Origin of the sequence: Microbispora sp. NPDC088329 (assembly GCF_040685655.1) — a bacterium.
In the GTDB taxonomy this organism is placed as follows: Bacteria; Actinomycetota; Actinomycetes; order Streptosporangiales; family Streptosporangiaceae; genus Microbispora.
In genome coordinates this window covers 1-26,271 of record NZ_JBFBIP010000004.1, presented here as the reverse complement: position 1 = coordinate 26,271, position 26,271 = coordinate 1, and the positions used below count along the sequence as shown (strand labels likewise).

Sequence of the window (26,271 nt, the reverse complement as noted above, 5' to 3'; positions counted from 1 at the left end):
CCCGGAGGCCATGCTGGCCGATCTCGAGGAGCTGGTGCTCTGCGAGTCGTACTCCACCGACCACGAGGCGGTGGCGCGCAGCGCCCGCGTCGTGGGAGCGCTGGGCCGTAGGCTGCTGGGCGCCGAGCCGGAGACCGTGGTGATCGACGGGGTCACCCACCTGCGCTGGTCGTTCGGCGCGCCGCGGGTCCTGCTGCTGGGCCACCACGACACCGTCTGGCCGGTCGGCACCCTGCGCGAGCATCCCTGGTCGGTGCGGGACGGGGTGGCGCGGGGCCCTGGGGTGTTCGACATGAAGGCCGGTCTCGTGCAGCTCTTCCACGCGGTCGCCTCGCTGCCGTCCCCCGAGGGCCTGACCGTGCTCGTCGTCGGGGACGAGGAGCTCGGCTCGCCGACCTCCCGCCCGCTGATCGAGTCGATCGCGTCGCGGTGCGAGGCCGCGTTCGTGCTGGAGGCGAGCGCGGACGACGGCGCGCTGAAGACGGCTCGCAAGGGCATCTCGCGGTACGAGCTGATCGTGCACGGACGGGCCGCCCACGCCGGACTCGAACCCGAGCTGGGGGTCAACGCCGGCGTCGAGCTGGCCCATCAGGTGCTGGCCGTCGCGGGCATCGCGGCCCAGGTCGAGTCGTCGTCCAGGACGGGGGCGACGTCGGTGACGCCCACCATGCTGACCGCGGGGACGAGCACCAACACGGTCCCGGCCCGGGGCCGGGTGGCCGTCGACGTCCGCGTGCCGGACCGGGCGGCGCAGCGGCGGGTGGACGAGCTGATGCGCGCGCTGACGCCGCGCACCCCCGGGGCGCGGCTGGAGCTGCGGGGCGGGCCAAACCGCCCGCCCCTCGACCCCGCCGCCTCCGCCGGGCTCTTCGAGGTCGCCGTACGGCTCGCGCGCGAGCTGGGCATGGCGCCGCTGCGCGGGGCGGCGGTCGGCGGCGGCTCTGACGGCAACTTCACCGCCGGGGTCGGCTGCCCGACGCTCGACGGCCTGGGCGCGGTGGGGGGCGGCGCGCACGCCGCCGGGGAGCACGTCCTGGTCGCCGAGATGCCGGTCCGCGCCCGCCTGGTCGCGGCGCTGGCCGCGTACGTGCTGTCGGGAGGGCCGATCGACACGACCGACCCGGCAGACCCGGCCGACGCGGCGCAGGACGCGATGACGCGCGGCACGAGGCAGACCGCCGGGGAGAGCGCGTGAACCCGGCAGACCGCCTCGCCGCCCGGAAGCAGGCGGCCGCGGCCGCCGCGCTGCGCGGCCTTCGCGTCGCCGAACTGGACACCATCGCCGACTTCGAACGGGTGGTCCGGCTGTTCCACGGCATCTGGCGACCGGAGCCGTGGAACCCGCCGATCACCGCCGAGCTGATGCGGGCGCTGACCCACGCGGGCGGGTACGTCGCCGGGGCGTTCGACGGCCCGGAGCTCGTCGGCGCCTGCGTCGCCTTCCTCGCCGCGCCCGCGGGCCGGGCGCTGCACTCCCATGTGACCGGCGCCGTGCGGCCCGGCGCCGGATTCGCGCTCAAGCTGCACCAGCGGGCCTGGGCCCTGGAGCGGGGGCTGAGCCGGATCACCTGGACCTTCGATCCCCTGGTGCGCCGCAACGCCCACTTCAACCTGGCCAAGCTGGCCGCCCTGCCGGAGGAGTACCTGCCCGACTTCTACGGCCCGATGGGCGACGCGGTCAACGCGGGCGACGAGTCCGACCGCGTTCTCGCGGTGTGGCGGCTGGACGACCCGCGGGTGGCGCGGGCGTGCGACGGCCTGCCGTACCGGCCCGCCGGGGCGGACGGCGCGGTGGCCGCCCTCGCCGACCGGGACGGCCGGCCGGTGGCCCTGCGCGCCGGCGCAGCGGCCGTGCTCGTCGCCGTGCCGGCGGACGTGGAGACCCTGCGCCGCGCCGCCCCGGAGACGGCCAGGGCCTGGCGGCACGCCGTACGCGACGTGCTGGGCGGGCTGATGGCGCAGGGCCGCCTCGTGACGGGCTTCGCCGGCGGCTGCTACGTCGTGGAGCGGCCCTCCCCCGCCGCGGAATGAGCACCGCCGATGGCGCGCCCGTCCGTCGCTGAGTACGCGGCCGGAATGGGTAGGGACCGGACGTGGCCATGAGGCCTTATTGATCATCTGATTACCGGGGGGAATCAGATGAGCGGGTGGCGGGGATCCTCGGTGCGGATCCGCTTGACGGTGCTGGCGAGCGCGGTGATGGCGCTCCTGTGCACCGTCGCCGTGCTGCTGGTCCTCGGCGTCCTGCACGGCACCGCCGAACGGTACAAGACCGACGAGATCACCACCACCGCCGTACGCCTCGCCTATCAGGCCAAGCGGGATCGGCTGCCCCCGGTGCTCCTGGGACAGGACCTGGCCGGCGTGCAGGTGATCGACCACTACGGCCGGATCGTCTCCGTCAGCGACGGCCTCGCGGGCCGCCCGCGCATGGCCGCGTTCCGGCCGGAGCTCACCAGCCCGGAGACGAGCAAGAAGCTCTGCGACTCCCCGGCGTTTCCGGGCCGGTGCATAACCGTCGTCGCCTTCCGCTTCCACAACACCGGTGGCCTGTGGACGATCTACGCCGCCGACGACACCGTGCCGTTCTACGTCAGCGGCCCGCTGCTGGCGGCGCTCCTCGGTGGTTCGCTCCTGCTGGTCGGGCTCACCGCGCTCGGCACCTACCAGACCGTGCGCAGGGCGCTCGGCCCGGTCGAGGCGATCACGAGCAAGCTGGCCAGGATCACCGCGACCGACCTGAGCCAGCGCGTGCCGGTGCCGAAGCACCACGACGAGATACGGCGGCTCGCCGAGACCGCCAACCAGACCCTGGACCGGGCGGAGACCGCCGTGGAGCGGCAGCGGCGCTTCGCCTCCGACGCCTCCCACGACCTGCGCAGCCCCCTGACGGCGATGCGGACCGAGATCGAGGAGGCGTTGCTGCACAGCGAGGACGCCGACTGGCCGGCCACCGCGCGCGCCCTGCTGGGCAGCTGCGACCGCCTGCAGGCGCTCGTGACCGATCTGCTCCAGCTCGCCCGGCTCGACGCCGGCGCGCCGCCCCGCCGCGAGCCGGCCGACCTCGCCGGCCTCGCCGCCCGCGAGCTCGACCGCAGGCCGCGCAAAGTGGATCTGGTGCGGCACCTGACGCCCGGTGTGGTCGTCGTCGTCAACCGCGTGGCCCTGGCCCGCCTGCTCAACAACCTCCTCGACAACGGCGAGCGGCACGCGGTCTCCGCACTCACGGTGACCGTGCGCCGCGAGGACGGCAAGGGCGTGCTGGAGGTGCTCGACGACGGCGCCGGGATCCCGCCCGACAAGCGGGAGGTCGTCTTCCAGCGCTTCACCAGGCTCGACGCCGCCCGGTCGAAGGACGCCGGGGGCACCGGGCTCGGCCTGTCCATCGCCCGCCAGATCGCCCAGGCGCACGGAGGGACGCTCACCATCGAGGACAGCGAGCGGGGCGCCCGCTTCGTGCTGCGGCTCCCGCTCGCCCCGGCCCGCTGACCACCGTGTCATTCCCCCTCCGGCACGGCGATCACGGTGGGCACCGGGGCGCGCAGAGCCTCGGCGACCGCCTCCTCCAGCTCCCCCGGCGTCTTGACGGCGCGGCCCCGCGCGCCGTACGCGGCGGCGAGGGCGGGGAAGTCGGGCGCGTGCAGGTCCACGGCGACCGGCCGCATGCCCCGCTTCCTCATCTCCTCGCGGATCTCCCCGAAGCCGCCGTTGACGGACACGACGACCGGCAGGCCCAGCTCCAGCTGCACCGCGGTCGCCAGCTCCGGCAGGCTGAACTGGAACGCCCCGTCGCCCGCCAGCGCCACCACGGGAAGGTCGGGCCGCCCGAGCTTGGCGCCGATGGCGGCCGGCAGCGCGAAGCCCAGCGTGCCGAACCCGGTGGGGAACAGGAAGCGCCCCGGCGGGTCCATCGGCATGCCGACGAGCGCCCCGTGGTAGACGAACATCGAGTTGTCGCCCACCACGACGGTCTCCGGCGGCAGGGCCCGGCGCAGCGCCGCGAGCTGGCCGGACCACCTGCGGGTGAGCTCCTCGAGCTCCGTCCTGTGCCCCGTCCCGGGATCCCGCTCCCGGCGCGGCCGCGGCACGGCCCCCTGGCGGTCGAGCCGTTCGGCCAGCCCGCGCACGGCGAGCTCCGCGTCCGCGACGATCGCCACGTCGGCCACGTGGTCGCCGTGCATCTGCCCCGGGTCGATGTCGATCCGCACGAGGCGGCCGGACAGGGCGAAGGCGTCGTCCCACAGGTCGGCCGGGCCCAGCTCGGTGCCGACGGCCAGCACGACGTCGCACGCGGCGAGCCACCGGCGGACGGCCGCCAGGTGCAGCGTGGTGCCGAGCACCAGCGGATGGCTCTCCGGCACCGCGCCCTTGCCGTTGACCGTGGTCACGACCCGCGCGCCGAGCCGTTCCGCCAGGCGCATCGCCAGACGCCCCACCGGCGGCGCCTCGCCGCCGGGGCTCCGCAGGCCCGGGCGCTGGGCGCCGCCGCCGAGCACGAAACCCGGGTGGCGTGCCGCCCGCAGCAGCCCGGCCGCCGCGTCGAGGGCCCGCGGATCGGGCTCGCGGCGCGTGATCCGGTACGGCGGGACGATCTTGACCTGCCCCTCCAGATCGAGCAGGTCGAAGGGGATCTCGATGTGGACCGGGCGGGGGCGTCCCTCGGCGAAGCGCCCGAAGGCGCGGGCGACGGCGGCGGGGATCTCCCGCACGGTCGTCACGCGGTGGCTCCAGGCGCACAGTGAGTCGATCGCCCGCGACTGGTCCCTGCTCTCGTGCAGGTAGCCGCGGCCGTCGCGAGGATGGCCGGTCGGCACGCCAGGGGAGACGAGCAGGATCGGAGAGGAGTCGGAGTACGCCTGTCCGAGGGCCGTGGCCGCGTTGACCACGCCGGGGCCCGTGGTGGTGACGACGACGCCCGGCCTGCCGGTCACCCTGGCGTACCCGTCGGCGGCGTATCCCGCGCCCTGCTCGTGCCGGGGCGTCACGCACCGCACGCCCGCCCGGTCGAGCTCCTCGTAGATCGCGAGGTTGTGGGTGCCCGGAATGCCGAAGATCGTGTCGACGCCGTGCAGCCGCAGCGCCTCGACCAGGGCGCGCGCCCCCGTGGGCGTCGTGATCGTCCCCGCCGGGGGGATCGGGTCATGGCCGTCCACGTATCACTTCCCGGAGAGCGGAGGGGTTTCTCTTGGGTTTCCCTGAATGGTTTCCCCTTTTCGCGCGTCGCGCTACCGTTCCGCGTGCCGGATTTTCTTATCCTGTCATCGGAAACGCGGCCGGGGACGCGATCCCACCTCGTGTTCGTCCGATCCGTACGTCAGCACATTGCCGATGGACTTCACGGCCTGGCGCACCATCCGGTGCATCGCCTCGGTGGTATGGGAGGCGATGTGCCCGGTGATCAGAAGGCGCTCGGGGAAATCCCTCCGCAATTCGATGGCCTCCTCGCATTCGGGGTCGTAGAAGCCGTCGAAGACCGCCATCCCGACGCGGCCCTTCTCCAGACCGGCGTACAGGGCACCCGGGCTGACGATGGCCGGGCGGGCGGTGTTGACGAGGATCGCGCCCTCCGGCATCCGGCCGATCACCGTCGAGTCGACCATCGACCTGGTCTCGCCGGTCTCCGGCACCATGACCACGAGGATGTCGCTGCACGCGGCCAGGTCGAGCAGGGGCAGGTAGGAGATGCCGAGGTCGCGCTCCGCGTCGGGCCTGCGGGTGCGGCTGTAGTAGGACACGCGGACGCCGAAGCCCCGGCGCAGGATCTCCGCGATCCGCCGGCCGTTCGCGCCCATCCCGATGATGCCGACGCTGCGGGCGGCGAGCTCGTGCGGGAGTTCTTCCGAGCCGTGCCAGCCGGGGACCCGGTCGCCCAGGTGCCGGGGAATGCCCAGGTTGGCGTTGACGATCTGCGCGACCGTGAACGTCGCGACCGCGTCGGTCGCCGCCCCCGGCGTGTTCGTGACGGCGATGCCCAGGCGGTCGGCGGCCGCCACGTCGACGAAGTTCTCGTAGCCCACGCCGAGGAAGGCCACCACTCGCAGCGTCTCCCGCGCCTCCTCGAGCGCCGACGCCGTCGCCCGCTCCTCACCGCCGTGCAGGTAGGCGACCGCGCCCCGCAGCTCGCGGATCAGCTTGTCCTCGTCCAGCATCGACGGAGGCCGTCGTACCGTGAGCCCCTGCCGGGCGAGCGGCTCCAGCAGCGCCGTGTCGATGCCCGCCCCCGTGACCAGGACAGTCCCGCCTTTGCAGGCCCCTCCGGCCGCCGGCCGCGGCTGCACGGGACGACAGTCCGTTATATCCCTTGGAGCCACGGTTTGGGACATTTCAAATATCTCTCAGACTTAGGACATATATGTCTGTTTTTCTCTGGGGTATCTCTCCAATCACAAGAACCAGACGGTGCAGAAAAACCACGGATGGCCTAGGCGACGGAGCAGGAATCCAATGGTATAAGGGTTGTGGTGCTTACGTCTCCATCCGACGTGAAAAGGAAACCCCTGGGGAGGGTCTGGGGACCCCGGCCTCGGCCCCGCCCGGCCACACGAACGTCCATTTCTCCGCGCGGCAGTACGGAGAGGGCGGGCAAAGACGGCGCAGCGCAGAGAGGGGCCAGATGAAACTTCAGCCGCGACAGCAGCTCCTGGAGTTGTGGGACGCAGCCGCGCGCGCCTCCTACCGGGAGGGCGTCTGGACCTGGGGCGGCCGGGACGGATCCAACTCCATCTCCGACGCCGAGCAGCTCCTGTGCTTCATGTATCCGGCCTCCGAGCTGCCGGGCTTCCGCCTCGACACGCCGAACGAGACGGCCGACGACGTGCTGGCCGCGCTGTCCGTCCTCGGCGACTCGGTGGAGATCCCCAAGCTGCTGCTCAAGGTCATCGGGCAGTACCTGCGCACGTACACCGCCGACGACGGCCGCCCGGTGTTCTCCGGAGGCAGCTACTTCCGGCCCCTGGACGACGAGGCGAAGGTCACCCCCGAGCAGCTCCAGCTCGACGTGGTCGACTCCTTCTCGATGTCGGTCACGCTCGCGCTCGGCACACTCGGCTTCCTGAAGGTCTTCCGGCAGAGCGTGCGGCGCCAGTCCATCCGCAGCGAGATCCGCGAACTGGAGGACCTGGCCAGCAAACGGCTGTCGGCCGCGATGGCGGGCCTGCTGCGCAGCTTCACCGTCAACGCGTTCGACCCCGGCTCCACGCCGGGCCGCGCGCTGCTGCGCACCGTGAACCAGACCGGCGCGCCCACCCGCCGCGTGCTCGACGACCTGCGGCGCGAGCTGCGGCCGGTACGGGCCGGCCTGCGCGACCTGACGATCGGCTCGGGCAGCCAGGTCGACCTGGACAACGAGAACCTGCTGTTCGAGTGCGGCTGGACGTGGGGCATCGTGAAGGACGCCCCCGACATCGTCACCCCGCTCGACATCGGGCCCCAGCCCAAGGGCGTGGCCGCCGACACGCCGTTCCTGTACTTCACCGTCAACGCCCTCGTCGGCATCGCCGACCTGTTCACCTCACGCACCCGCGTCCTGAGCCTGCTCAACGACGACCAGATCACCCTCGCCCAGGCCATCCAGCGCCGCTGGGACCTCACCCAGTCCTACTGGCGCACCATCGCGACGTACGGACGGGGCACCTGGCCGCTGGAGGACATCCCCTGGAGGACGGTCGACGAGAAGGAGTCGGACTACTACAGCCTCGGCGTCACCGCCATGGTGGTGCAGAGCCTCGTCAACAACCGGGCGGCCGACGTGGACCTCGGCCGGGTCGCCGCCGTGCTCGAGGAGCTGGCCATCCGCGCCAGGATCATCCGCAGGGCGGTGCCGGGCGACCCGCCCGTGCTCATGCACTCCCCCGGAGTTCCGATCAACCTGCACGGCAGCGACACGCTCGGCCCCCACCTGGTCTGGGTCGTCTCCGACTTCGCCATCACGCTGCTCAAACGGACCATCTGGGCCGCGTCCATCGCGCAGAACACGCGGATGCGCGAGCGGCTGGTCGCCCTCGCCGACCAGATCTGGCGGCACATCCTGCTGCGCCGCCACGCGGACGGCCCGGCCGCCGGCCTGTGGGACCAGCCCGGCAACGTCTTCACCGACATCCAGGTGCGCGACGAGGAACCGTCCTGGTATTTCAGCGAGCGGGTCGTCGAGTTCCTCGTCTCCGCCGCGACGTCCAGCGGGGAGCCGCCGCTGCGAAGCCCCCAGCTCGTCGAGCTGGCCCACCAGATGCTCGGGGAGGCCGAGCACCTGCTGGACCAGGAGCTGGTCACCCGGCCGCTGGTGGCCGGGCAGACGATCCAGCCGAAGCTCCGCACGATCCAGGCCTCGCTGCAGCGGGCCAGGGCCATCGTCAGCGACCGCCCCGCGACCGCTCAGGCGCTGATCAACAACGCGCTGCTCGACCTCGAACGGCTGGCCGCCGCCCGCGACAGCGCGTCGGAGGCGATCTGAGTTGCTCGTCTTCGCGATCTCGGACAAAGGGGGGACCGGGCGCTCGGTCACCGGCACCAACATCGTCTACCGGCACGCCCTGCAGGGCAACGACGTCTGCTACCTGGACTTCGACTTCGGCTCGCCGACCGCGGGGGCCATCTTCAGCGTCAGCGCGGTGGCCCGCGGCACCCGGGAGAACGGCCTGCACCACTACCTGCGGGGCGAGTGCCCGCAGCCGCGGCGGGTTGACGTGTGGACCGAGTCCGACCGCGAGGGGCTGCGCACCCGCCCGCCGGGCGCGGGGCGGCTCGTGCTGCTTCCGGGCAGCGAGGGCGGCGGCGAGCTGTCGGCCCTCACCGACGAGGTCGTCGGCCGCTGCGTCCAGCTGCTCGGACGGCTGGACGAGGAGTTCGACCTGTGCGTGGTCGACGTCAGCGCCGGCCGGTCGTTCACCGCGGAGCTGGTCCTGGCGGCGACGGTGCGGATGCCCGCGATCCCGTTCCGCTGGCTGGTCTTCCACCGCTGGACGCGCCAGCACATCATCGCGGCCGACGGGCTCGTCACCGGCGCCGACGGGCTGCTCGACGTCGGCACCAGGTTCGGCCACGACCCGGAGGACCTGCGCGACCGCATCCGTTTCGTGCGCACGGCCGTGCTCGAACCGGACGCGTCGGAGCTCGTCGGGCTGCGCGACGAGCAGCGGGCCTGGCTGAGCGCGTGCGACAGCGAGCTGCGCGAGCTGGCCGGCCGCCACGGCGTCGGCCGTACGGCCATGCTCGGCAAGATCCCGCTGGACCCGGTCCTCCAGTGGCGCGAGCAGCTCATCACCGACGAGGACGTGCTCGCCAGCAAGATCGCCAACGCGGAGACCGCCGCCGCGTTCGACGAGCTCGCCAAGAAGATCGTCGACGACAGCGCCTGGGAGGGCTTGTGACGCGGGTGCGCGCGACGTTCGGCGAGGTGGCGGCCGAGCGCAGGATCGCCTCCGTCCCCCTCTCCCACGTGTCCGTCGAGCTCGGGCACCTCTACATGGAGGACTTCGAGGCGGGCCCGGCCCGGCTGCGCGAGCAGTTCCGCAGGGTCGCGCCGTGGCTCGCCACGGTCCGCTCCTTATGGCGTGAGCGGGTGCCCGGGGGGCGGGCCCGGGTGAGCACCTGCTTTCTCGTGGACGACTACTTCAGCCGCTTCAGCACTCCGGCCGAGCTGGTGCCGATGGTCCTCGACGCGGCGGCCGAGCACGACCTGACCATCGACTACCTGGCCCGCGAGTCCGCCTGTGCGCAATCACGTGGCGTCGAGCTGGCCCGGCTGGTGGAGGACCGGATCGTCGACGACCCGCCGCCGGAGACCGACGGCTCGCGCCCGCCGGTGAAGGAGACGGGCTGGCTGTGCAACGGCTCCCGCTCGCCCCGCACGGCGCCGCTGCAGGCGATGGGCAAGACCCGGCCGTGGGAGCCGCCCGCGCAGAACGCCAAGCGGGGCCACTCGATCTTCGTGGACGTCGAGCTGTGGGACGAGAAGGAAGCGCGGCGCACCTGGTCGTGCCCCTTCCTCGCGGCCGTCTGGCAGCTCCTGCGGCTGGGGCTGCTGCGCAGCGACGGCCGGGTGCCGCTTCCGCCGGTGGCCCTGGACGGCGGCTGGCCCCGCGACTGGGACGGGCTGCCCGCGGTCGTCCGGCTCAACCCCCAGGCCGCCCCGTTCAGCGCGTACACCACACTTTCCGTCCTCTCCCCCCGGTTCCTGCCCGTCGAGCTGGCCGTACGGACGATCCTGAGCCAGGTCGCGGTGGACGACGAGGTCCTGCGGCAGGTCGCCACCCGGAGCGAGAGCGAGGGCATCCGGCTCGAAGAGGAGCTCGTCGACCGCATCTCCTACGTCTTCGTCTGAGGGGTTTCGAATATGAGGGCGGCCCGATGCTGGTGATCGGGGAGGTCCACACCGGGCTGCTGCAGGACTCCGGGGAGATCTCCGAGTCGACGTGCCGCCGGGTGCTCGGGCTCATGGCCGGGGAGACCGTGCGCGTCTCCCGCCGTCCCATCCTCCACGCGCTGTCGCCGGAGCGGCTGACCGGGGTGGACTGCGCGCTGCCCACCGCGTCCCGTTCCCGCATCAGGGGTGTCGGCACCGTCGTGTCCCGCTGCGCGGTGACCGGGGGCCGGGTGGCTCAGGGATCGTCGTACGTCCGGGTGGTGCGCTCGGAGGCCGACCGCAGGCTGCCCTGGTCGCACTACCTGGCCCGGCCGGGGGTCGTGGAGGTCCTGGGAAAGGCGAAGGCGGCCGATCTCGCCGAAGGGTTCACCGGCGACCCCGCGCCCGGCTGCCTCGATCTGGGGGCCGTCAGCGGGCGCTTCCTCGACCTCGTGCAGGCCTCCCCGCTGCTCGACCGGCGGGCCCCCTTCAAGATCCCGCGTACGACCCTGCGGTGGGTGGCCGAGACCGGCGAGCCGTCGATCCGCTTCACCCTGCACACCGAGCAGGAGCGGACGCTGCGCCTGACGCACCCCGGCCCGTTCACCCCCGCCGTGGTCGACCTGTGCGAGGACCTGGCGACGCACGACTGGCTGCTGACGTCGCTGCTGGTCATCGTCGAGCGGGCGCGGATCGGGGCGACGCCGGAGGCCCAGGGGGTGGCCCGCCTGGCGCCCGCCATCGACCACCTGCTGCACCTGTGGATGCCCGCCGCCCGGGTCGAGGAGTGGCTGACGCCGTTCTGGGACAGCCTGGAGCGGCGGCCGGGGTTCACCCGGCAGTGGCACTCCCTGGTCGACCGGGTCCGCGACCAGATCGCGATGAACACCCTGGCCCTGCTCAGCGCGACCGCCGAAGCCGGACGGAGATGACCGTGACCGGAGCAGCACCCGAGCCCTCCCCGTCGCTCGTCCCGAGGATCGTGCGCAAGGTCCTCGTGACGGTGCTCGTGGGCGGAGTGAGCTACCTCGTGAGCAACGCGCTCATCCACGGACCGAACGAGGACCTGTGGAGCCTGCTGCTCGCGACGTTCATCAGCGGCATCGTCTTCGTCGTGCAGTTCCTCACGGACGTGGACGACCAGCTCGAGACCGTGCTGCAGGAGCAGCGCAGGCAGCACACGAAGACCCACGACCTGGTGGCCGACAGCTTCGCCAAGATCAACGAGGCGAGCAAACTGTTCGGCGTCGTGGAGATGTCCGCGCTGGAGACCAGGGGCGTGGCCGAGCTGGTGCAGAACGCCGCCAAGATCCGCGACGACATGCCCGATCTCGTCAAGAGCCTGGTGCACCACGAGGTCACCCGGATGGCGAAGTTCCTCGGCGAGCTGTCCGACGGCAGGTACGCGCTGTACGAGGGCGAGGACCGCGACTGGCTGCTCGCGCTCGCGCGCAACACCCGGGTCAGCCTCGACGCGATCAGCCTGACCAGCGTGGACGCCCGCGACACGGAGTTCGGCGCCGGCTTCTGGCACACCGATCTCGGGCAGCGCTACGTCAAGCTCCAGCGCGACCTCGTCCAGCGTGGGGCGCGGGTGCGCCGGGTGTTCGTGGTGGATCGCTCCGAGCGGCTCGACTCCGAGGCGTTCCGCCGGGTGTGGAAGTGGCAGACCACGGTCGGGATCGAGGTGCGCACGCTCCTGCTCGCCGACGCACCGCCCCTGCTGCGCGGCTCGCTGTCCGACTTCATCCTGTTCGACGGGGTCGTCTACTACGAGTCCAACCCGGCCCCGCAGGTCGGCGACGGCATCGCCCCGGTGATCCACAGCACGATCCTCGTACGGGATCAGGAGAGGGTGCGGGAGCGGGTCGAGCGGTTCACCGAACTGTGGGAGGCGGCGACACCGGCGGCGTAGCCGGGAGCGGCGCGGGCGGGAAGGGGCGGTCGGGCCGGCAGACCGCGAGCAATTCCTTGTCCCTGGCGCCGGCGGTCCCGCCGACCAGGGCCGCCACCAGCTCCGCCGTGACGGGGGCGAGCGTGATACCGAGGCCGCTGTGCCCGGTGGCCGCCACGACCCTGCCGTGGTCGTCCACCGGGCCGAGGATCGGCATGTGGTCGGCGCTGCCCGGCCGCAGTCCGGCCCAGCGGCGGCCGATCGGCCAGGTGGCCGCCCTGGGCATGAGCGCGGCGACCCCCCGCCGGATCTCCTCGATCGCCGCGGCGGTCACGGTCACGTCCCCCACGTTCTCCTCGTAGGTGACGCCGACGGCCACCCTGCCGTCGTGCCGCGGGACGAGATAGGGGAAGTACTCCCGGCCGTCCTGCCTGATCTCCGCGAAGATGTGGTGGCGCAGCGGGTAGGTGCCGGCCCCGGGCGGACGCACGTCGAACGCCACGCCCTTGATCGGGAACAGGTGCGCGTGGTGGCGGGGCAGGAAGACCCCGCTGAGGTGGCCGGCCGCGACGACGGCCTTGTCCGCGGACACCCTGCGGCCGTCGTGGAGGTCCACCTCGACCCCGCCGGCCCCGGTCCGCAGACCGGTGGCGCGCACCGCGCTCAGCACCCGGATCGGGGTACGCCCGGACAGCACGGCTCCCGTCAGGGCGGCCATGAGCACCCGCGGGTCGAGCGCGAGCTCCTCGGGCAGCAGGAACCCGCCGACGACGCGCTCGCTCAGCAGCGGTTCGAGACTTCTCGCGTCCGCCGCCGTCAGCCGCTCGACGGCGAACGGCGAGTTCTTCCACTGCGGCAGCACCTTGGTCTCCAGGCGCTCCATCTCGGCCTCGTCCAGCGCGACCTGGATGTCGCCTCCGTCCAGCACCGGGACCTCGACGCCGGAGGCGTCGCGGATCTCCTGCAGCCAGTCCGGGTAGATGTCGCGGCTGCGCTTGATGACGCTGCTGAGCGGGCCGAGGCAGGAGGGCTCCGTCTGGGTCAGGATGCCGCCCATGGCGCCGTCGGAGGCGCCGAGCCCGAGACGCTGCCCGGCGTCCACGAGCACCACGCTCGTGCCCCGCGCGGCCAGCCGGTGCGCGATCGCGCAGCCGATCACGCCACCACCGATGATCACGACGTCGCAGGTCTCAGGCACACGGGCTCCAATTCGCCGTCCCCTCGCTTCGACAGTAGGCGAGGGAGGGCCGTTCAAGAAGGCCACAGACGGGTGACCTCGCCGAACTGTATCGCGCGGCAATCTTGCGAGCCGGGAATTCCGCCGAGTCGCGCCGCGCCCGCTCGCGAGCTATTGAATGATCCGTACAATTGTGGCGACGGTCGCGCGGATCGCGACTCGATGGCCGGAACGAGAGAGCTTTGCGCCGATCCGGGCATGATGAACCCGGTCAGCCGCCCAAGGCCGAACCGAGGAGCAGCGCGTGAGGAAAACCGCCGTCGTCACGGGCGGGGCGTCGGGGATCGGGCGGGCCGTCGCCGCCGCGCTCGTACGGCGCGGCGTCCACGTCACGATCGCCGACGTCCGCTGGGCCGAGGACGCCGCCGAGGAGCTCGGCTGCGCGGGCGTCGTGTGCGACGTGTCCGACGCGGAGGCCGTACGGGAGCTGATCACCGGGGTGGCCGCCGAGCACGGCCGGCTCGACTTCCTGTTCAACAACGCCGGCATCGCGGTGGGCGGCCGGGCCGAGGAGTTCACGCTCGACCACTGGAACCGGACGATCGACGTGAACCTGCGCGGGGTGGTCCACGGGGTGCACGCGGCGTATCCGCTCATGATCGAGCAGGGCTATGGGCACATCGTCAACACCGCGTCGCTGGCCGGGCTGACCCCCGCGCCCATGATGCTGCCGTACACGGCGACCAAGCACGCCGTCGTCGGGCTGTCGCTCGCGCTGCGCGCCGAGGCGGCGGTGCACGGCGTGCGGGTCAGCGCCGTGTGTCCCGGGTTCACCGACACCCCGCTGCTGGACAACGCCAATCCCGGGCTGCCGCAGACCGAGATCGGCCTGCGCGCCCGCACGACGGCCGTGCGGGCCCAGGGCCGCCTGTATCCCGTGGAGTCGCTCGCCCGCGACGTGCTGCGCGGCGTGGCCAGGAACCAGGCGCTCATCGTCGCGCCCGCGTCCGCCCGCGCCACCTGGCGGGCCGTACGGCTGTCGCCCGCCCTGGCGGTGCGGGCGGCCGGCTCCGCCTTCCGCCGCATCATGCGCTGACTCCCCGCCGGAGTCCCCACCCGGTCACGGGCCGAGCGGCAGGTACTCGAACCAGTCGAACGCGGCGACGTTGGAGCTCGGGCGGCCGTTGGAGCTGGCGTACATGCCGACGTAGGCGCCGGTGAAGCCGCCGGCCACGGCGGTGCTGAGGATCCTGCCGTCCACCGGGTCGCCGAGATCGGCCCACTCCCCCGGCGTCACGGCGTACCTGGCCTGGTAGGCCTGCCCGCGCGCCTCAACCCCGAGGTACAACCGCCTGTGGCCCGGCACCCGTACGGAGGCGAGCAGGTCGTCCCAGCCCGCCCTCCTGCGGACGAGTTCGAGACCGCGCGCGGTCCGCACGAGCAGCACGTGGTGGTCGTCGTTCTGCACCAGCGCGAGCCCGGCGCACTCGCCGGCCGCGGGGGTGAAGTCGAGCGCGGCGTGGACGGCGAAGTCCATGTGCTGCTGCCTGCGGGCGACCAGGCTCGGGTTGACCCGCTGGGCCAGCGTCTCCGGCCGCAGCCGCAGCCGCAGCCGGCTGTCGCCCAGACTCCAGTACGGCGTGCGCGGGGTGCGCAGGTGGTTCCAGACGGGCGAGAGCCGGTCGGTGTCGAAGTGGTCGCAGGCGGGGACGGCGGGCCAGCGATGCTCGGGCAGCGCCGGCCCCTGTGCCACGGGCGCGACCTGCGCGGCGACCGGCCAGCCGTCCTCCCAGGTGACCCGGGTGAGGAAGGTCTCCCTGCCCAGGTTGTCGCCTCTCAGGTTGCCGGTGCCCGAGTCGCCGGGGGCGCCGTACGGCCGGGTGGCGAGCAGCACCGTCCACCACTCGCCGTCCTGGGTCTCCACCAGGTCGGCGTGGCCCGTGCAGGCGATGGGATGGCCGTGACCGAGATGCCGGTGGGTGAGGATCGGGTTGCGCGGGTTCGGCTCGTAGGGCCCGGTGACGTGATCGGCCCGGGCGACCACGACCGCGTGGTCGTACAACGTGCCGCCCTCCGAGGTCAGCAGGTAGTACCTGCCGCCGATCTTGTACAGGTGCGGGCCCTCCGACCACACGGCGCCCCGCTGGGCGGCCTCCCAGACGACCCGCTCCTCGCCACGCTGCTCCAGCGTGACCGGGTCGAGCTCCACGAGGTAGATCTCGTTGTCGCCGGGGTAGCGGCCCGGGTCCTTCTCCCTGGTGCCGGTGAGCCAGACCCGGCCGTCGTCGAACAGCAGCGAGGGGTCGATGCCGCGGGTGCCGGGCAGCCATATGGGCTCGCTCCAGGGGCCCGCGGGGTCGGTCGCGGTGACGATGAAGTTGCCCCGCCCGTCCACCAGCGTGGTGACGACGTAGAAGACGCCGTCGTGGTGGCGGATGGTGGCGGCGTAGACACCGCCCGACGGCCGCATGCCGTCCAGGTCGAGCTGGGACGGGCGGTCGAGCACGTGCCCGAGCTGCCGCCAGTTGACCAGATCCCGGCTGTGGAAGACGGGCACCCCGGGGAACCACTCGAAGCTGGAGGTCACCAGGTAGTAGTCCTCGCCCACCCGGCACACCGATGGATCGGGGTGGAATCCGGGGATGACCGGATTGCGGTACTCCCACCCGTCGATTCCGTCGATCATTCGTTTCCTTCCCAAACGTGACGGGCCCGGTTCCCCCGAGGGAACCGGGCCGACCGGCACGGACGCGGCGCCGGCGCCTTCCGGCGCGGGGCCTCCCTGCGCCAGGCCCTGAACCGGGGCCCGCGCCGGGTCCGGTGCCGGAGCTCAGCGGCGGGGCTCAGCGGCGGGGCTCAGCGGCGGAGCTGGAGCACGCCCCAGTGGCTGGTGTCCCGATATCCCTGCCCGGTGGCGTCGCTCCAGGTCACCGCGCTCGTCCGGGCGGCGCCCGTGGCGTCGTCGACCTGGACGTCGAAGCCGAGCAGCGTGCCGTCCGCCGGCGTGATCGTGGGCAGCTTCACGGCCGCCTCGATCACATAGCCGCCGGAGACGGTCTTGGCGGCGGCCTTCAGGTTGCCCTCGATGCCGGCGGGGTCGAGCGGACCCCCGACGCTGGTCCTGCCGGAGAAGCTGATCCGGTATTGACCGTCGTCGTCGCCGTATCCCCTGGTCTTGCCGTTGCCGGGGTCCACGAAGAACTCGACGGAGTCCTGCTCCCACGGGTTGGCCGGCTGCTCGCTGAGCGTGGGGTCGGCGACCTTCGCCAGCAGGTACAGCGTCCCGCCGCTCCACAGGGCCCGGACCCGGGCGGTCGCCCCGGACGTGCCCTGGAGCCACGTCGCGGTGCGGATCTCCGGCGCCGCCGCCCAGGCCGGGTCGACGATCCCGTCGACCACCGGTTCCCGGCGGGGCGCGGTGGTCAGCTTCACCGCCGGGACGGCCGTCACCCTGCCGGTCCACGAGGTCTGCGACCCGTCGGAGGCGTCCCTGACCACCACGCCGACGTCGGTGCCGAGGGGAAGCCGCGTCTCCACCAGGTAGCCGCCGGCCGTCTTCTTCACGGCCGCGTCCACGCCGCGCGGATGACCGCCGTCCCGCCCGATCGCGTACGGCGTGCCGCCCACCGTGAACGTCACCCGGTCGCCCCGGTCGTCGCTGGGGTCGCGCACCTCGGCCAGCAGGTACAGCCACTTGGCCGACGAGCGGGCCTGGAACCCGGCCGACACCTGGCCCACGCGGGCGATGGGGACGTCGGGCAGCAGATCCCATTCGAGATCGCGCTTCCCGTCCACCTTCGGCGTCGCGGCGGGAGCCTCCAGCCCGCGCACCAGCGGCGGCAGCTTCGCCGGGTCCGCGATCCCCCAGTACGCCGGCTTGGCCTGGAGCTCGTCGTCGAACGGCAGCGGCGCGTTCAGCCGGGTGATCGGGAAGGTCGACAGCCACGTGTCGTCGTCGGCCAGGCCCCACACGGTGACCGAGCTGAGCTGCGCCCTGTGCCTGCGGAAGACGTCGAACAGCTCCTTGTAGCGGTAGCCCTGCTCGGCGAGCACCTCGGCCGGAACCTCGTCGTAGGTGGAGACGAAGTCGGGATAGACGCTCACGTCCAGCTCGGTGACCTGCTGGTCCAGCTTGAGCGTGGCGAATCTCTCGATGGTGGCCTCGACCTCGGAGGCGGGCGGCTGCTCGATGTTGAGGTGGAGCTGGTGGCCGACGCCGTCGATCGGCACGCCCTCGGCCTTCAGCTTCTTCACCAGGTCGTACAACGCCTGCCGCTTGCGCGGGAACTCGGTGTTGTAGTCGTTGATGAACAGCTTGGCGGCCGGGTCGGTCTCGTGCGCGACGCGGAAGGCCGTGCGGATGAAGTCGAGGCCGGTGATCTGGAACCACTTCGACCGGCGCAGGCCGTCGGGCTGGTTCTCGTCGATCACCTCGTTGACCACGTCCCACACCGCGATCTTGCCCTTGTAGCGGCCGACCAGGGTCTTGACGTGGTTTTCCAGCCGCTTCAGCAGCAGCGCCTTGTCCTGCGCGGAGGAGGTGAGGTCGCGGTCGCCGTCCTTGAACACCCAGTCAGGCGTCTGGCTGTGCCAGGCGAGGGTGTGCCCGCGGAACGTGAGGCCGTGCTGGACGGCGTAGTTCACCAGGTAGTCGCCCTCGGCGAAGCCGAACTCGCCCTCGCGCGGCTCGGTCGCGTCCCACTTGAGGTCGTTGCCCGGCGTGATCCCGCCGAAGTGCTTGAGCAGCAGGTCGCCGTGCTCGCCGAGCGTCTGCGCGCGGGAGATCGCCGCCCCCAGGGTGAACGGCACCTCGTCCTTCAGCGAGGGGATGCCGGTCTGGATCGGCTTGGGCTCGACGTACGTCAGCGTGAAGTCGTCCAGATAGAAGGGGAACGTGCCGTCGCCGGACTCCACGTAGACGCTGAGGAAGTCCACGTCGTGGGCGAGCGTGTAGGTGCCGGTGAGCCGCACCCACTGTCCCGCCGGGACCGCCTTCGGCGCGGCCACCCGCTCGTAGCTGGGCGTGCCGTTCGTCCTGCGCTCGATCGACAGGCCGAGGTCGCCCGCGGTCGTGTCCGGCCCGAGCCGCACCCAGGCCGACAGGGTGTACTTCGACCCCTTCGCCATCTTGCCCAGCACGCTGATCGCCGGGCCGTCCCAGGTGGCCGACCGGTTCGTCACCGCGAGGCTGCGGGTGCCGCCGTGCGCGGCCTCCGTGCTCGGCGTCAGGGACGCCGAGGCGCGCGGCGACCAGCCCTGCGCCGTGCCGGTCTCGAAGTCGGTGCTGAGCCCCGAGCGCGAGGGGTCGGTGTCGGAGGTGATGACGATGTCGTCGATGTAGTACTTCCCGGTGGCCTCGGAGCTCTCGGCGTAGAGCTGCAGGCCGGTGGAGTCGGCGCCGAAGGAGTAGGTGCCCGACAGCTCGGCCCAGCCGGCGTCGGTCACGGTGGCGGCGGCCACCCGCTCGTAGGTGGTGTCGCCGCCGTCGGGGGTGCGCTGCATCGTCAGGGCGATCGTGCTCGACGGCTCCCCGCTCACCATCCGCGCGTACGCGGTCACCTGGTAGGTGACGCCCTTCTCGAAGGGCGGGCTGATGGACGCCCCGTGCCAGGTGGCGGTGCGGCCGGAGGTGAGCAGCGAGCGCGACCCCGAGTGCGCGGCGTCCGAGGTCGCGCCGACCTCGACCCCGTCGCCTCTGGGCCCCCATCCCTGGGCGGTGCCGTCTTCGAAGTCGTACTTCGCGACCTGCACGGCCGCGGCGCCGGCGGGAGCCGCACCCGCCACGACCGCCGGCAGTCCCATGAACGCACACAGCACGGCCACGGTTGCGGCCGCACGGGATCGGAGGCTGCGCATCGGGGGTCTCCTCGTGCCGCGCTAGTGCGCGGCCAGGTTGTCGGTGAGAAGCCGGATCAGTGGTTCACGCCGGATGCAGTCGCTCAGGGCGAAGGAGTCGGCGAGCGCGAGCAGCTCGCCGTCGTCCAGCCCGCGGAACAGATCGGCGTACTCGGGAAGCAGAGCCTGGGCGATGAGGATGTGCCGGATGAGGTCGTCGGTCTGGTAGCGGGCGCCCCACGGGTAAGGATCCCAGGACGGGAACTCGGTGTCGATCAGCCGGTGCAGCGGTGCCAGCTCGCCCGCCGTCTCCTCCATGGTCGAGCCCCACCGGTCGGCGCCGAGGCGCTTCTTCTTCTCGATGAACGGCCCGAACCGCTCCATGTACGACCCGCCGGCGCAGACCAGGCCCTGCAGCCCGACGTCCTTGTACGTCCAGAGCGACCAGCCGGCCTCGTGGGCGTCGAAGATCTCCAGCTGGTCGCGCAGGATCTGGTAGCGCTGCTCGTCCACGGAGGGGTCGCCGGCGTAGACGGGCCCGAACTCGCCGACCCAGATCGGCGTGCCGGTCTCGCGCTGGAACGCGGTGCGGCGGTCGAAGGCGCGCTCCAGCTCGTCGCGGTCGCACCACTCGCCGCGCGTGTATCCCGGGTACGGCCCTCCGTGGGCGAAGCCGGCCAGCGCGTAGTCGTGGCAGACGAACACGGTGTTCTCGTAGACCTCGCGGAAGACCGAGAAGTCGGTCGAGTAGGTGTTTCCGTCGAGGAACAGGACGTGGGCGGGGTCGACCGCGCGCAATGCCTTGACCAGGCGGTCGTAGAACGGCCCGACCACCTGGCCGCTGGAGTCGCCCGGCTCGTTGACCGGGTTGTAGCCCGCCACCCACGGGTTGTCCTTGTAGCGGTCGGCCATCGCCTCCCACAGGTGAACCGCCCGGTCCTGGAAGTGCCGGTGCTGCCAGAAGGAGGCGACGTGGGTGGGATTGTCGGAGTGCCAGTGCTGGTTCTGGGCCCCCGGCAGCGCGTGCAGGTCGATGACGCTGTAGATGCCGCGCTCGCCGAGCATCCCGATCACCCGGTCGAGGTGGCGGAAGCCGCGCTCGATGATCTCCATGGGGCGGTCGTCCGCCTCGAAGTGGTGGTAGTTCACCGGGATCCGTACGCAGTTGACGCCCATGTCCCGCAGCAGGTCGGCGTCGGCCTCGGCGAAGAACGAGTTCAGGAAGCGGTCGAAGAACAGCTCGTAGCGGTCCTCTCCGAGCACCTCCCGCACCGCGGCGCGCATGGAGGACTCGTTGGCGGGGTAACCGGTGATGAAGTTCTCCATGTTGAGCCAGCCGCCGAGGCCGACGCCCCGGAGCCGGACCGTGCCGCCCGTCTCGTCCACCAGCCGGGATCCGGACACGCGCAGCAGCGTCATCGATTCTCCTCAATCCTCGAAACCCGCGGCGTGACCGGAGGGCGACGACTCCCGCCTCCTCCTCCGCTACCCGCTGCCGGTAGTCATGCTGAAAGTTTCGGCTACTATCCGAATGTTTCGTGGTCGGGAGAATAAGTAAAGCTAAGGTCAAGCGTCAAGGGCGCTCCCGGCTTGATCACCGCGGTCCCGCGTCTCATCAGGCAGGAACCGGTTCGGGTACGCCGAAACTTTCGGCTACGATCTGTTTCATGCCAGTGAAGAGGCGGGTGACCATCGCCCAGATAGCGGAGGAGGCCGGAGTCTCCGTTCCGACCGTGTCCAAGGTGATCAACGGCCGTCCCGAGGTGGCGCCGGAGACCCGTCAGCGGGTGGAGCGCCTCCTGCAGAAGCACGGGTACCAGCGCCGGACGGGTCAGGGCGACGGCCCGGTCGGTTTACTGGACCTGGTGTTCGCCGAGATCGAGAGCCCGTGGGCCATGGAGCTGGTGCGCGGGGCCGAGCAGGCCGCGCACGAGGCCGCCGCGAGCGTGGTGATCTCCGTCCTGCACACCCACGCGGGCCCCGGCCGTGACTGGCTGGAGCGCATCGCGGCGCGGCGCACCGACGGCGTGATCATCGTCAGCTCCCGGCTGTCGGTACGGCAGCAGGGCCAGCTCAGCGCCCGCTCGATCCCGTTCGTCGTCGTCGACCCCGAGGGCGAGCCGCCGCCGGGGGTGGCCTCGGTCGGCGCGACCAACTGGCACGGCGGCCTGGCGGCCACGCGCCACCTCCTCGACCTCGGCCACGCCCGGATCGGCATGATCGGCGGCCCGCCGGACATGCTGTGCAGCCGGGCCAGGATCGACGGCTACCGGGCCGCGCTGGAGACCGCCGGGGTGTCCATCGACCCCGAGCTCATCCGATACGGCGACTTCCTGGTCAACTCGGGTCACGACGCCGGTCACGCGCTGCTCTCGCTGGACAACCCCCCGACCGCCATCTTCGCCGGCAGCGACATGCAGGCGTTCGGCGTGTTCGAGGCGGCCCGGCAGCGGGGCCTGCGGGTGCCCGAGGACCTCAGCGTGGTCGGCTTCGACGACCTGCCGCTGTCCCGGTCCGCGTGGCCGCCGCTGACCACCGTGCGCCAGCCCCTGGAGGAGATGGCCGCGCTGGCCGCGCGGATGGTGCTGGCGATAGGCCGGGGCGAGAACACCGAGGCCCGCCGCGTCGAGCTGTCCACCGACCTGGTGATCCGGGAGAGCACCGCCCGGCCCCGCTGACCCCTTCGGTCGTGCCCGCGCCCGAGCTCATGATCGTCCAAAATGGGGGCGGTTGGACGAATGGGGGCGGGATGGCCGACGGACACGCTAAGGTTTCTGCGGATATCGCCGGGTTCGCGGGACGGGGCTGACGGTTGCGGAGTTGGGGTGGAGCAGCCGTCACGGCATTCGCCGCGGCGCTCGTGCTCCTGGGAGGTTCCGGGTCGGCGGCCCTCGCGGCGCCGGTCCGCGAAGAGGCCGGGACGGTCCGGCCCGTGGCGTACGAATCGGCGGTTCACGCGTCGGCGGTTCACGCGTCGGCGGCGAGCGAGAGACCGGGCACGCGCGGCCAGTTGTCCGCACGGGCGTCGGCGACGCCGTCCGTCGAGGAGCACCCCTGCCCGGTCGCCGTGCCGTCCGGCACGACCTGCGGCTATCTCCTCGTCCCCGAGCGGCGTGACGTTCCCAACAGCAGGACCGTCAAGGTCGGCTACGCGGTGCACCGCGCATCCGGAAACGCCTCGGGCGATGACACGGAACAGGCCGGCGGGCAGGCGACCGACCCGGTCGTCTACATGAGCGGCGGCCCGGCGTCGGCCTCGCTGCAGCTCACCGGATTCCTCACGCAGATGTTCCCCGGCCGCGACGTGGTCGTCCTCGAACAGCGGGGCGGGCGCTACTCCGAGCCCAGGCTGAGCTGCCCCGAGATCGTCCGCGGCGTCGTGGACACCCTGCGCACGCCCGGGCCCGCGACGGCCGAGACCGCCACGGTCACCAGGCAGGCGCTCGCCTGCCAGTCGCGCCTGGAGGCAGCGCACGTCGACCTGCGCGGCTACCGGACCGCCGAGATCGCGGCCGACGTCGTGGATCTGCGGATGGCGCTCGGCTACCCGCGCTGGTACCTGTTCGGCGTCAGCTACTCCACCCGGCCGATGCTGCTGGCGGCGGCGCGCGACCCGGAGGGCACCCGGGGGGTCGTGCTGGACTCCCTGCTTCCCCCGCGCGCCCGTTGGTATGACGAGGCGTCCGCGGCGCTCTCGTCGACGATGACCAAGCTGGGGATCGGCGCTCGATTCGACGCCATGGTGGCCGCGCTCAACGCCCACCCCGTGGCGTACGACACCCGGGACCCGCTCACCCGCGAGCGGATGACCGTGCGGCTCAACGGGGACGACGTGGCGACGATCCTCGGTGAGGCGCTGCACGAGACCGACGTGATCCCGATCATGCCGGCCCTCGTGGACGGGCTGGCCTCCGGGCGCACCGAACTGCTGCAGCCCCTGGTCGACGCGGCCGGCGACGGGCTGACCTCGCACGAGTGGGGCCTGTACTACGCCGTCCAGTGCCAGGACCAGGTGCCGTACAACTCCTTCCCCGGCTCGCGGGGGCCCCGGCTGTTCACCGGCATCGTCGACGAGGCGGTCTGCGACGCCTGGGGCCTGCCGGCGGCGCGGGCGGAAGCCGACCTGCTCAGCGCCGCCACCTCGGCGAACGCGGCCGGAACCGCCGGCGGCACCGCGGACACCGCAGGCACGGCCGACGCGGGCGCGTCCGGCGGCCTCGACGGCGCGGGCGCTTCCGGCGGCGCGGTGGCGGGCCGGGAGGTCCCGCCGATCCTCGTCCTGGGCGGGGGATACGACCCCACCACCCCGCCGGAGGCCGCACATCAGGCGGTGTCGCCGGTGCCGGGCGCACGGTTCGCCGAGTTCGCCGGAGTCGGGCACGCCGTCTTCCTGTCGAGCGCCTGCGGTCGCCGGACGATCGCCGCGTTCCTCGACGACCCGTCCGCGACCGGGCGCGTGTGCGCCGCCGGCGCCGCGCCGCACCGGATCGTGCGGCCGGGCGACCTCGCGCTCACCTCTTCGGTCTACCGGCTGTCCCGGTCGCCGATCCCGCTGGCGGTTCCCGCGGCCTTCCTGCTCGTGTCGGTCGTCCAGCTCCTCGCGGGGCTGGTCTCCCTGGTGCGCAGGCGCGGCGGCGGGCTGAGCGCGCTCGCGGGCCTGGCCGGCGTCGTACTGTGCGGGCTTGCGGCGCTCAGCCTGTCGGCCGTCGAGGACTGGACCGTGCTGGCGATCGGAGTGCCGCACGCCCTGGCGTGGTACGGCCTGCTCGCCCTCGTCTCCACCGGTTTGTCGATCGTGGAGGCGTTCCGGCTGAACGCCGCCGCCGCGCGGATCATCCCCGCCCTGACCGGGCTGGCGCTCATCGCCTGGCTGTACGGCTGGCTGCTGGCCTGATCGAGCGAGAGGCAACAGGAAAGTTTCCTATTGGAAAGCGTTGACGAGGCAGCTCAAAGAGGCCTACCTTCCGATCAACCACCGCCACGCGCGGATGTCCGACGGCGACCCGCCAGGACGTACGGCGTGGCCTCCGGGCCGCGCCGGACCGGTGACACCGGTGCGGCCCGGGGCCGATGCCCTGCGCACCTGCCCGCGCTCACCTGCCCGCGCCCCGGGCGCGGCGGGCGACGTTCCGGGTGACCGGCAGCAGCCCCCCGACCGCGGCCAGCATGCCGACGACGATGAGCGGCACGACGGCCGCGAAATCGGACGCACCCGCGACGAGACCGAACAGCGGGGGGCCGAGAAGCGCGCCCACGCTGCCCATCTGGGCCACCATGCCGTTGCCCACATCGGCGTGGTCGAGGCGCTCCAGCACGAGGGGAAGAGCGGCGAAGACGAAGGCGCCCAGCAGCCCGTTCTCCAAGGAGACGACGCCCGCGCCGGCCGCCGCGGCGGCCAGGGAACCGTCGGAGCCGTAAGCGAGCCAGGCCCCCGGCACGACCAGCAACCCCGACGCGGCGAGCACGGCGAGCGGCACACCCCGCCGCAGCAGGACTCCCACCGACACTCCACCGAGGACGCCGACGAACGAGATCGCCGAGGTCAGAGCCCCGGCGACGCCGGCGGAGCTGCCGTGCCTGTCGATCAGCAGCGTGGGCAGCAGCACGACCACCGGCATCGTCACCAGCACCATCAGGCAGAAGGACGCGGTGAGCAGAGCCGGCCACGCCAACGCCCGCGCGCCGGGCACCGGCCCGGCGACCGCGGCGGTGGCGGGCGTCCGCGGCAGCCGCACCCGGACGGCCACCGCTGTCAGCAGCGTCAGCCCCGCGATCAGCAACACCCAGCCGCGCCAGCCGAGGGCCGCGCCGGCGGCGCCGCCTGCGAGAGTGCTCACACCGATGCCGACCGGGACGAACGTCGCCCAAATGGACAGAGCGACCCCCCGGTCGCGCTCCTCCGCGAGATGGAGAATCAGCGCAGGACAGGCGATGGAGACCACGAGATAGCCGGCGCCTTCGGCGAAGCGGGCGGCCAGCAACCAGGCGAAGCTCCCCGCGGCCGCGCTCAGCGCGCTCGCCACCACCATCAGCGCCAGGGCGGCGATCAGCGATCTGCCCGCGCCGAACCGGCGGACCAGATATCCGGCGGGCAGCCCGGCCACGGCTCCCACCCCGACCACCGCCGAGATCACCCAGCCCAGTTGCGACAACGACAGTCCGAGCTGATCGGCCACCGCCGGACCGACCGAGGAGAACTTGCCGTAGCTCATCGCCGCCACGACCCCGGCCACATAGACGACGATGATCGTCAACCACTGCGAGCGCCGGATCGGCGTCTCACCCCGCTCGGACTCACCTACGGTCGGCTGGGGGGTCATCAGCTCTCCTTCACCGAGTGGTCGCAACGGATACACCGCTCCGAGTGCCGGATTCGAACCATCCACACTCAATCAGGAGAAGGCGTACGCCGCCCGGCACATCACCGGAACCGATCACCACGGCACGCTTCGCAGCCGCCACCTGTAACTCCAACAATTCGAGCCGTGCGGTTGTTGGGAGCAACAAGGCCATGAAAAAATTCGTACAAGCGTTCGGGATGATTGGGGGTTAGATGGATTTGTTCGAATGTGATCCTGTCCATCCCCGTCGCCTGAATGACGTCGACGGCGATTGGTGGGCTCGGCTGACCACCCATTCGCCCTTGTGGGCGTCCAAAGGTCCCCGCACCTGCGGCTGTGGGACGAGGAACGAAGGGGTCTCGGATCGCAGTGGCAGTGGCCCCGCCGGCAACGACGGGGAGGCCTGCGGTGCTGGTGCTGCCACCGATGACGCCGCGGCCGGTAGCACCGCTGGCGCCGGTGCCGCTGGTAACGGCGGTGCCGGCGGTGGCGGAGGTTGCGCTACAGGCGGCGCCGATGGTCACAGTGCAAACGGTGCGGATGGTGGTGGTGGTCGGGTCCGGTCGTCGGGGGTCCGGTCGTCGGGGGTCCGGTCGTCGTGGGTGTTGGTGGCCTCGTTGCGGGAGTCGGCGCAGGCGTTGGCGCTGGCGCCGGTTCCCGACGATGCCGGTGTCTGCCTGGCCGA

General features: G+C 72.3%; 18 protein-coding genes. 11 read left to right on the top strand and 7 right to left on the bottom strand.

All coding sequences use genetic code 11. From position 1 onward, the window contains the following. The first annotated feature begins 10 nt into the window (after nucleotides 1–10). From AB0O28_RS10240 to AB0O28_RS10230, 3 genes are all read left to right on the top strand, one after another. The gene (locus AB0O28_RS10240; RefSeq protein ID WP_363638444.1) at nucleotides 11–1,195 is read left to right on the top strand and encodes a M20/M25/M40 family metallo-hydrolase; all 1,185 of its coding nucleotides are present in this window, start codon (nucleotides 11–13) and stop codon (nucleotides 1,193–1,195) included. Next, the gene (locus tag AB0O28_RS10235; protein ID WP_363638442.1) at nucleotides 1,192–2,031 is read left to right on the top strand and encodes a GNAT family N-acetyltransferase; all 840 of its coding nucleotides are present in this window, start codon (nucleotides 1,192–1,194) and stop codon (nucleotides 2,029–2,031) included. Before AB0O28_RS10240 ends, AB0O28_RS10235 begins: the two co-directional genes overlap by 4 nt. 132 nt (nucleotides 2,032–2,163) lie before the next feature. Beyond that, complete coding sequence (locus AB0O28_RS10230; protein ID WP_363638440.1) at nucleotides 2,164–3,489, top strand: HAMP domain-containing sensor histidine kinase; 1,326 nt, start codon at nucleotides 2,164–2,166, stop codon at nucleotides 3,487–3,489. 8 nt (nucleotides 3,490–3,497) lie between these two features. Here AB0O28_RS10230 and AB0O28_RS10225 read toward each other — a convergent pair whose 3' ends face one another. Together AB0O28_RS10225 and AB0O28_RS10220 are read right to left on the bottom strand one after the other, a co-directional pair. Further along, on the bottom strand, nucleotides 3,498–5,153 hold the full coding sequence (locus AB0O28_RS10225) for a 5-guanidino-2-oxopentanoate decarboxylase (RefSeq protein ID WP_363638438.1): 1,656 nt from the start codon (nucleotides 5,151–5,153) through the stop codon (nucleotides 3,498–3,500). A 105-nt stretch (nucleotides 5,154–5,258) separates the two neighbouring features. Beyond that, complete coding sequence (locus AB0O28_RS10220; RefSeq protein ID WP_363638436.1) at nucleotides 5,259–6,278, bottom strand: D-isomer specific 2-hydroxyacid dehydrogenase family protein; 1,020 nt, start codon at nucleotides 6,276–6,278, stop codon at nucleotides 5,259–5,261. 335 nt (nucleotides 6,279–6,613) lie between these two features. On the opposite strand from AB0O28_RS10220, the gene AB0O28_RS10215 reads away from it, so the two are divergent. From AB0O28_RS10215 to AB0O28_RS10195, 5 genes are read left to right on the top strand one after another with little or no spacing between them, the layout of a single operon-like run. Next, nucleotides 6,614–8,449 carry an SCO2524 family protein gene (locus tag AB0O28_RS10215; protein ID WP_363638434.1) on the top strand — a complete coding sequence of 612 codons (1,836 nt, stop codon included), beginning with the start codon at nucleotides 6,614–6,616 and terminating at the stop codon, nucleotides 8,447–8,449. Between the two features lies 1 nt (nucleotide 8,450). Beyond that, nucleotides 8,451–9,365 carry an SCO2523 family variant P-loop protein gene (locus AB0O28_RS10210; protein ID WP_363638432.1) on the top strand — a complete coding sequence of 305 codons (915 nt, stop codon included), beginning with the start codon at nucleotides 8,451–8,453 and terminating at the stop codon, nucleotides 9,363–9,365. After that, on the top strand, nucleotides 9,362–10,318 hold the full coding sequence (locus tag AB0O28_RS10205; RefSeq protein WP_363638430.1) for an SCO2522 family protein: 957 nt from the start codon (nucleotides 9,362–9,364) through the stop codon (nucleotides 10,316–10,318). Before AB0O28_RS10210 ends, AB0O28_RS10205 begins: the two co-directional genes overlap by 4 nt. Nucleotides 10,319–10,344: 26 nt before the next feature. Beyond that, a complete protein-coding gene (locus tag AB0O28_RS10200; protein ID WP_363638428.1) occupies nucleotides 10,345–11,271 on the top strand; it encodes an SCO2521 family protein in 927 nt (308 codons plus the stop codon). Nucleotides 11,272–11,273: 2 nt separating this feature from the next. Beyond that, nucleotides 11,274–12,254 (top strand): hypothetical protein, encoded by a 981-nt coding sequence (locus tag AB0O28_RS10195; protein WP_363638426.1) that lies wholly within the window; start codon nucleotides 11,274–11,276, stop codon nucleotides 12,252–12,254. Here the strand turns inward: AB0O28_RS10195 and AB0O28_RS10190 are convergent. Then, entirely contained in the window at nucleotides 12,217–13,431 is a 1,215-nt protein-coding gene (locus AB0O28_RS10190; RefSeq protein WP_363638424.1) for an FAD-dependent oxidoreductase, read from the bottom strand. The genes AB0O28_RS10195 and AB0O28_RS10190 overlap by 38 nt on opposite strands. A 283-nt stretch (nucleotides 13,432–13,714) precedes the next feature. On the opposite strand from AB0O28_RS10190, the gene AB0O28_RS10185 reads away from it, so the two are divergent. Beyond that, nucleotides 13,715–14,506, top strand: coding sequence for an SDR family oxidoreductase (locus tag AB0O28_RS10185; RefSeq protein WP_363638422.1), 792 nt, complete (start codon nucleotides 13,715–13,717; stop codon nucleotides 14,504–14,506). A gap of 24 nt (nucleotides 14,507–14,530) precedes the next feature. Here AB0O28_RS10185 and AB0O28_RS10180 read toward each other — a convergent pair whose 3' ends face one another. The 3 genes from AB0O28_RS10180 to AB0O28_RS10170 all read right to left on the bottom strand — a co-directional run bounded on the left by AB0O28_RS10180 (nucleotide 14,531) and on the right by AB0O28_RS10170 (nucleotide 20,664). After that, nucleotides 14,531–16,096: a glycoside hydrolase family 43 protein gene (locus AB0O28_RS10180; protein ID WP_363638420.1), complete on the bottom strand. Its 1,566-nt coding sequence runs from the start codon at nucleotides 16,094–16,096 to the stop codon at nucleotides 14,531–14,533. Between the two features lie 170 nt (nucleotides 16,097–16,266). Beyond that, nucleotides 16,267–19,266 carry an endo-1,4-beta-xylanase gene (locus AB0O28_RS10175; protein ID WP_363638418.1) on the bottom strand — a complete coding sequence of 1,000 codons (3,000 nt, stop codon included), beginning with the start codon at nucleotides 19,264–19,266 and terminating at the stop codon, nucleotides 16,267–16,269. A 21-nt stretch (nucleotides 19,267–19,287) separates the two neighbouring features. Further along, nucleotides 19,288–20,664, bottom strand: a complete 1,377-nt coding sequence (locus AB0O28_RS10170; protein ID WP_363638416.1) for a cellulase family glycosylhydrolase — start codon at nucleotides 20,662–20,664, stop codon at nucleotides 19,288–19,290. A 248-nt stretch (nucleotides 20,665–20,912) separates the two neighbouring features. Between AB0O28_RS10170 and AB0O28_RS10165 the strand changes: the two genes are divergently transcribed. Together AB0O28_RS10165 and AB0O28_RS10160 are read left to right on the top strand one after the other, a co-directional pair. Next, on the top strand, nucleotides 20,913–21,923 hold the full coding sequence (locus AB0O28_RS10165) for a LacI family DNA-binding transcriptional regulator (protein WP_363638414.1): 1,011 nt from the start codon (nucleotides 20,913–20,915) through the stop codon (nucleotides 21,921–21,923). A 254-nt stretch (nucleotides 21,924–22,177) separates the two neighbouring features. Continuing rightward, nucleotides 22,178–24,139, top strand: coding sequence for an alpha/beta fold hydrolase (locus AB0O28_RS10160; RefSeq protein WP_363638412.1), 1,962 nt, complete (start codon nucleotides 22,178–22,180; stop codon nucleotides 24,137–24,139). Between the two features lie 199 nt (nucleotides 24,140–24,338). On the opposite strand, the gene AB0O28_RS10155 is transcribed toward AB0O28_RS10160, so the two are convergent. Continuing rightward, nucleotides 24,339–25,565, bottom strand: coding sequence for an MFS transporter (locus AB0O28_RS10155; protein ID WP_363638410.1), 1,227 nt, complete (start codon nucleotides 25,563–25,565; stop codon nucleotides 24,339–24,341). Between the last annotated feature and the right edge of the window lie 706 nt (nucleotides 25,566–26,271).

What these genes read in the sequence shown, in the direction of transcription:
- AB0O28_RS10155 (WP_363638410.1), bottom strand. Translation starts at nt 25,565, where the DNA reads ATGACCCCCCAGCCGACCGTAGGTGAGTCCGAGCGGGGTGAGACGCCG.
- AB0O28_RS10215 (WP_363638434.1), top strand. Translation starts at nt 6,614, where the DNA reads ATGAAACTTCAGCCGCGACAGCAGCTCCTGGAGTTGTGGGACGCAGCC.
- AB0O28_RS10170 (WP_363638416.1), bottom strand. Translation starts at nt 20,664, where the DNA reads ATGACGCTGCTGCGCGTGTCCGGATCCCGGCTGGTGGACGAGACGGGC.
- AB0O28_RS10165 (WP_363638414.1), top strand. Translation starts at nt 20,913, where the DNA reads ATGCCAGTGAAGAGGCGGGTGACCATCGCCCAGATAGCGGAGGAGGCC.
- AB0O28_RS10180 (WP_363638420.1), bottom strand. Translation starts at nt 16,096, where the DNA reads ATGATCGACGGAATCGACGGGTGGGAGTACCGCAATCCGGTCATCCCC.
- AB0O28_RS10200 (WP_363638428.1), top strand. Translation starts at nt 10,345, where the DNA reads ATGCTGGTGATCGGGGAGGTCCACACCGGGCTGCTGCAGGACTCCGGG.
- AB0O28_RS10240 (WP_363638444.1), top strand. Translation starts at nt 11, where the DNA reads ATGCTGGCCGATCTCGAGGAGCTGGTGCTCTGCGAGTCGTACTCCACC.
- AB0O28_RS10175 (WP_363638418.1), bottom strand. Translation starts at nt 19,266, where the DNA reads ATGCGCAGCCTCCGATCCCGTGCGGCCGCAACCGTGGCCGTGCTGTGT.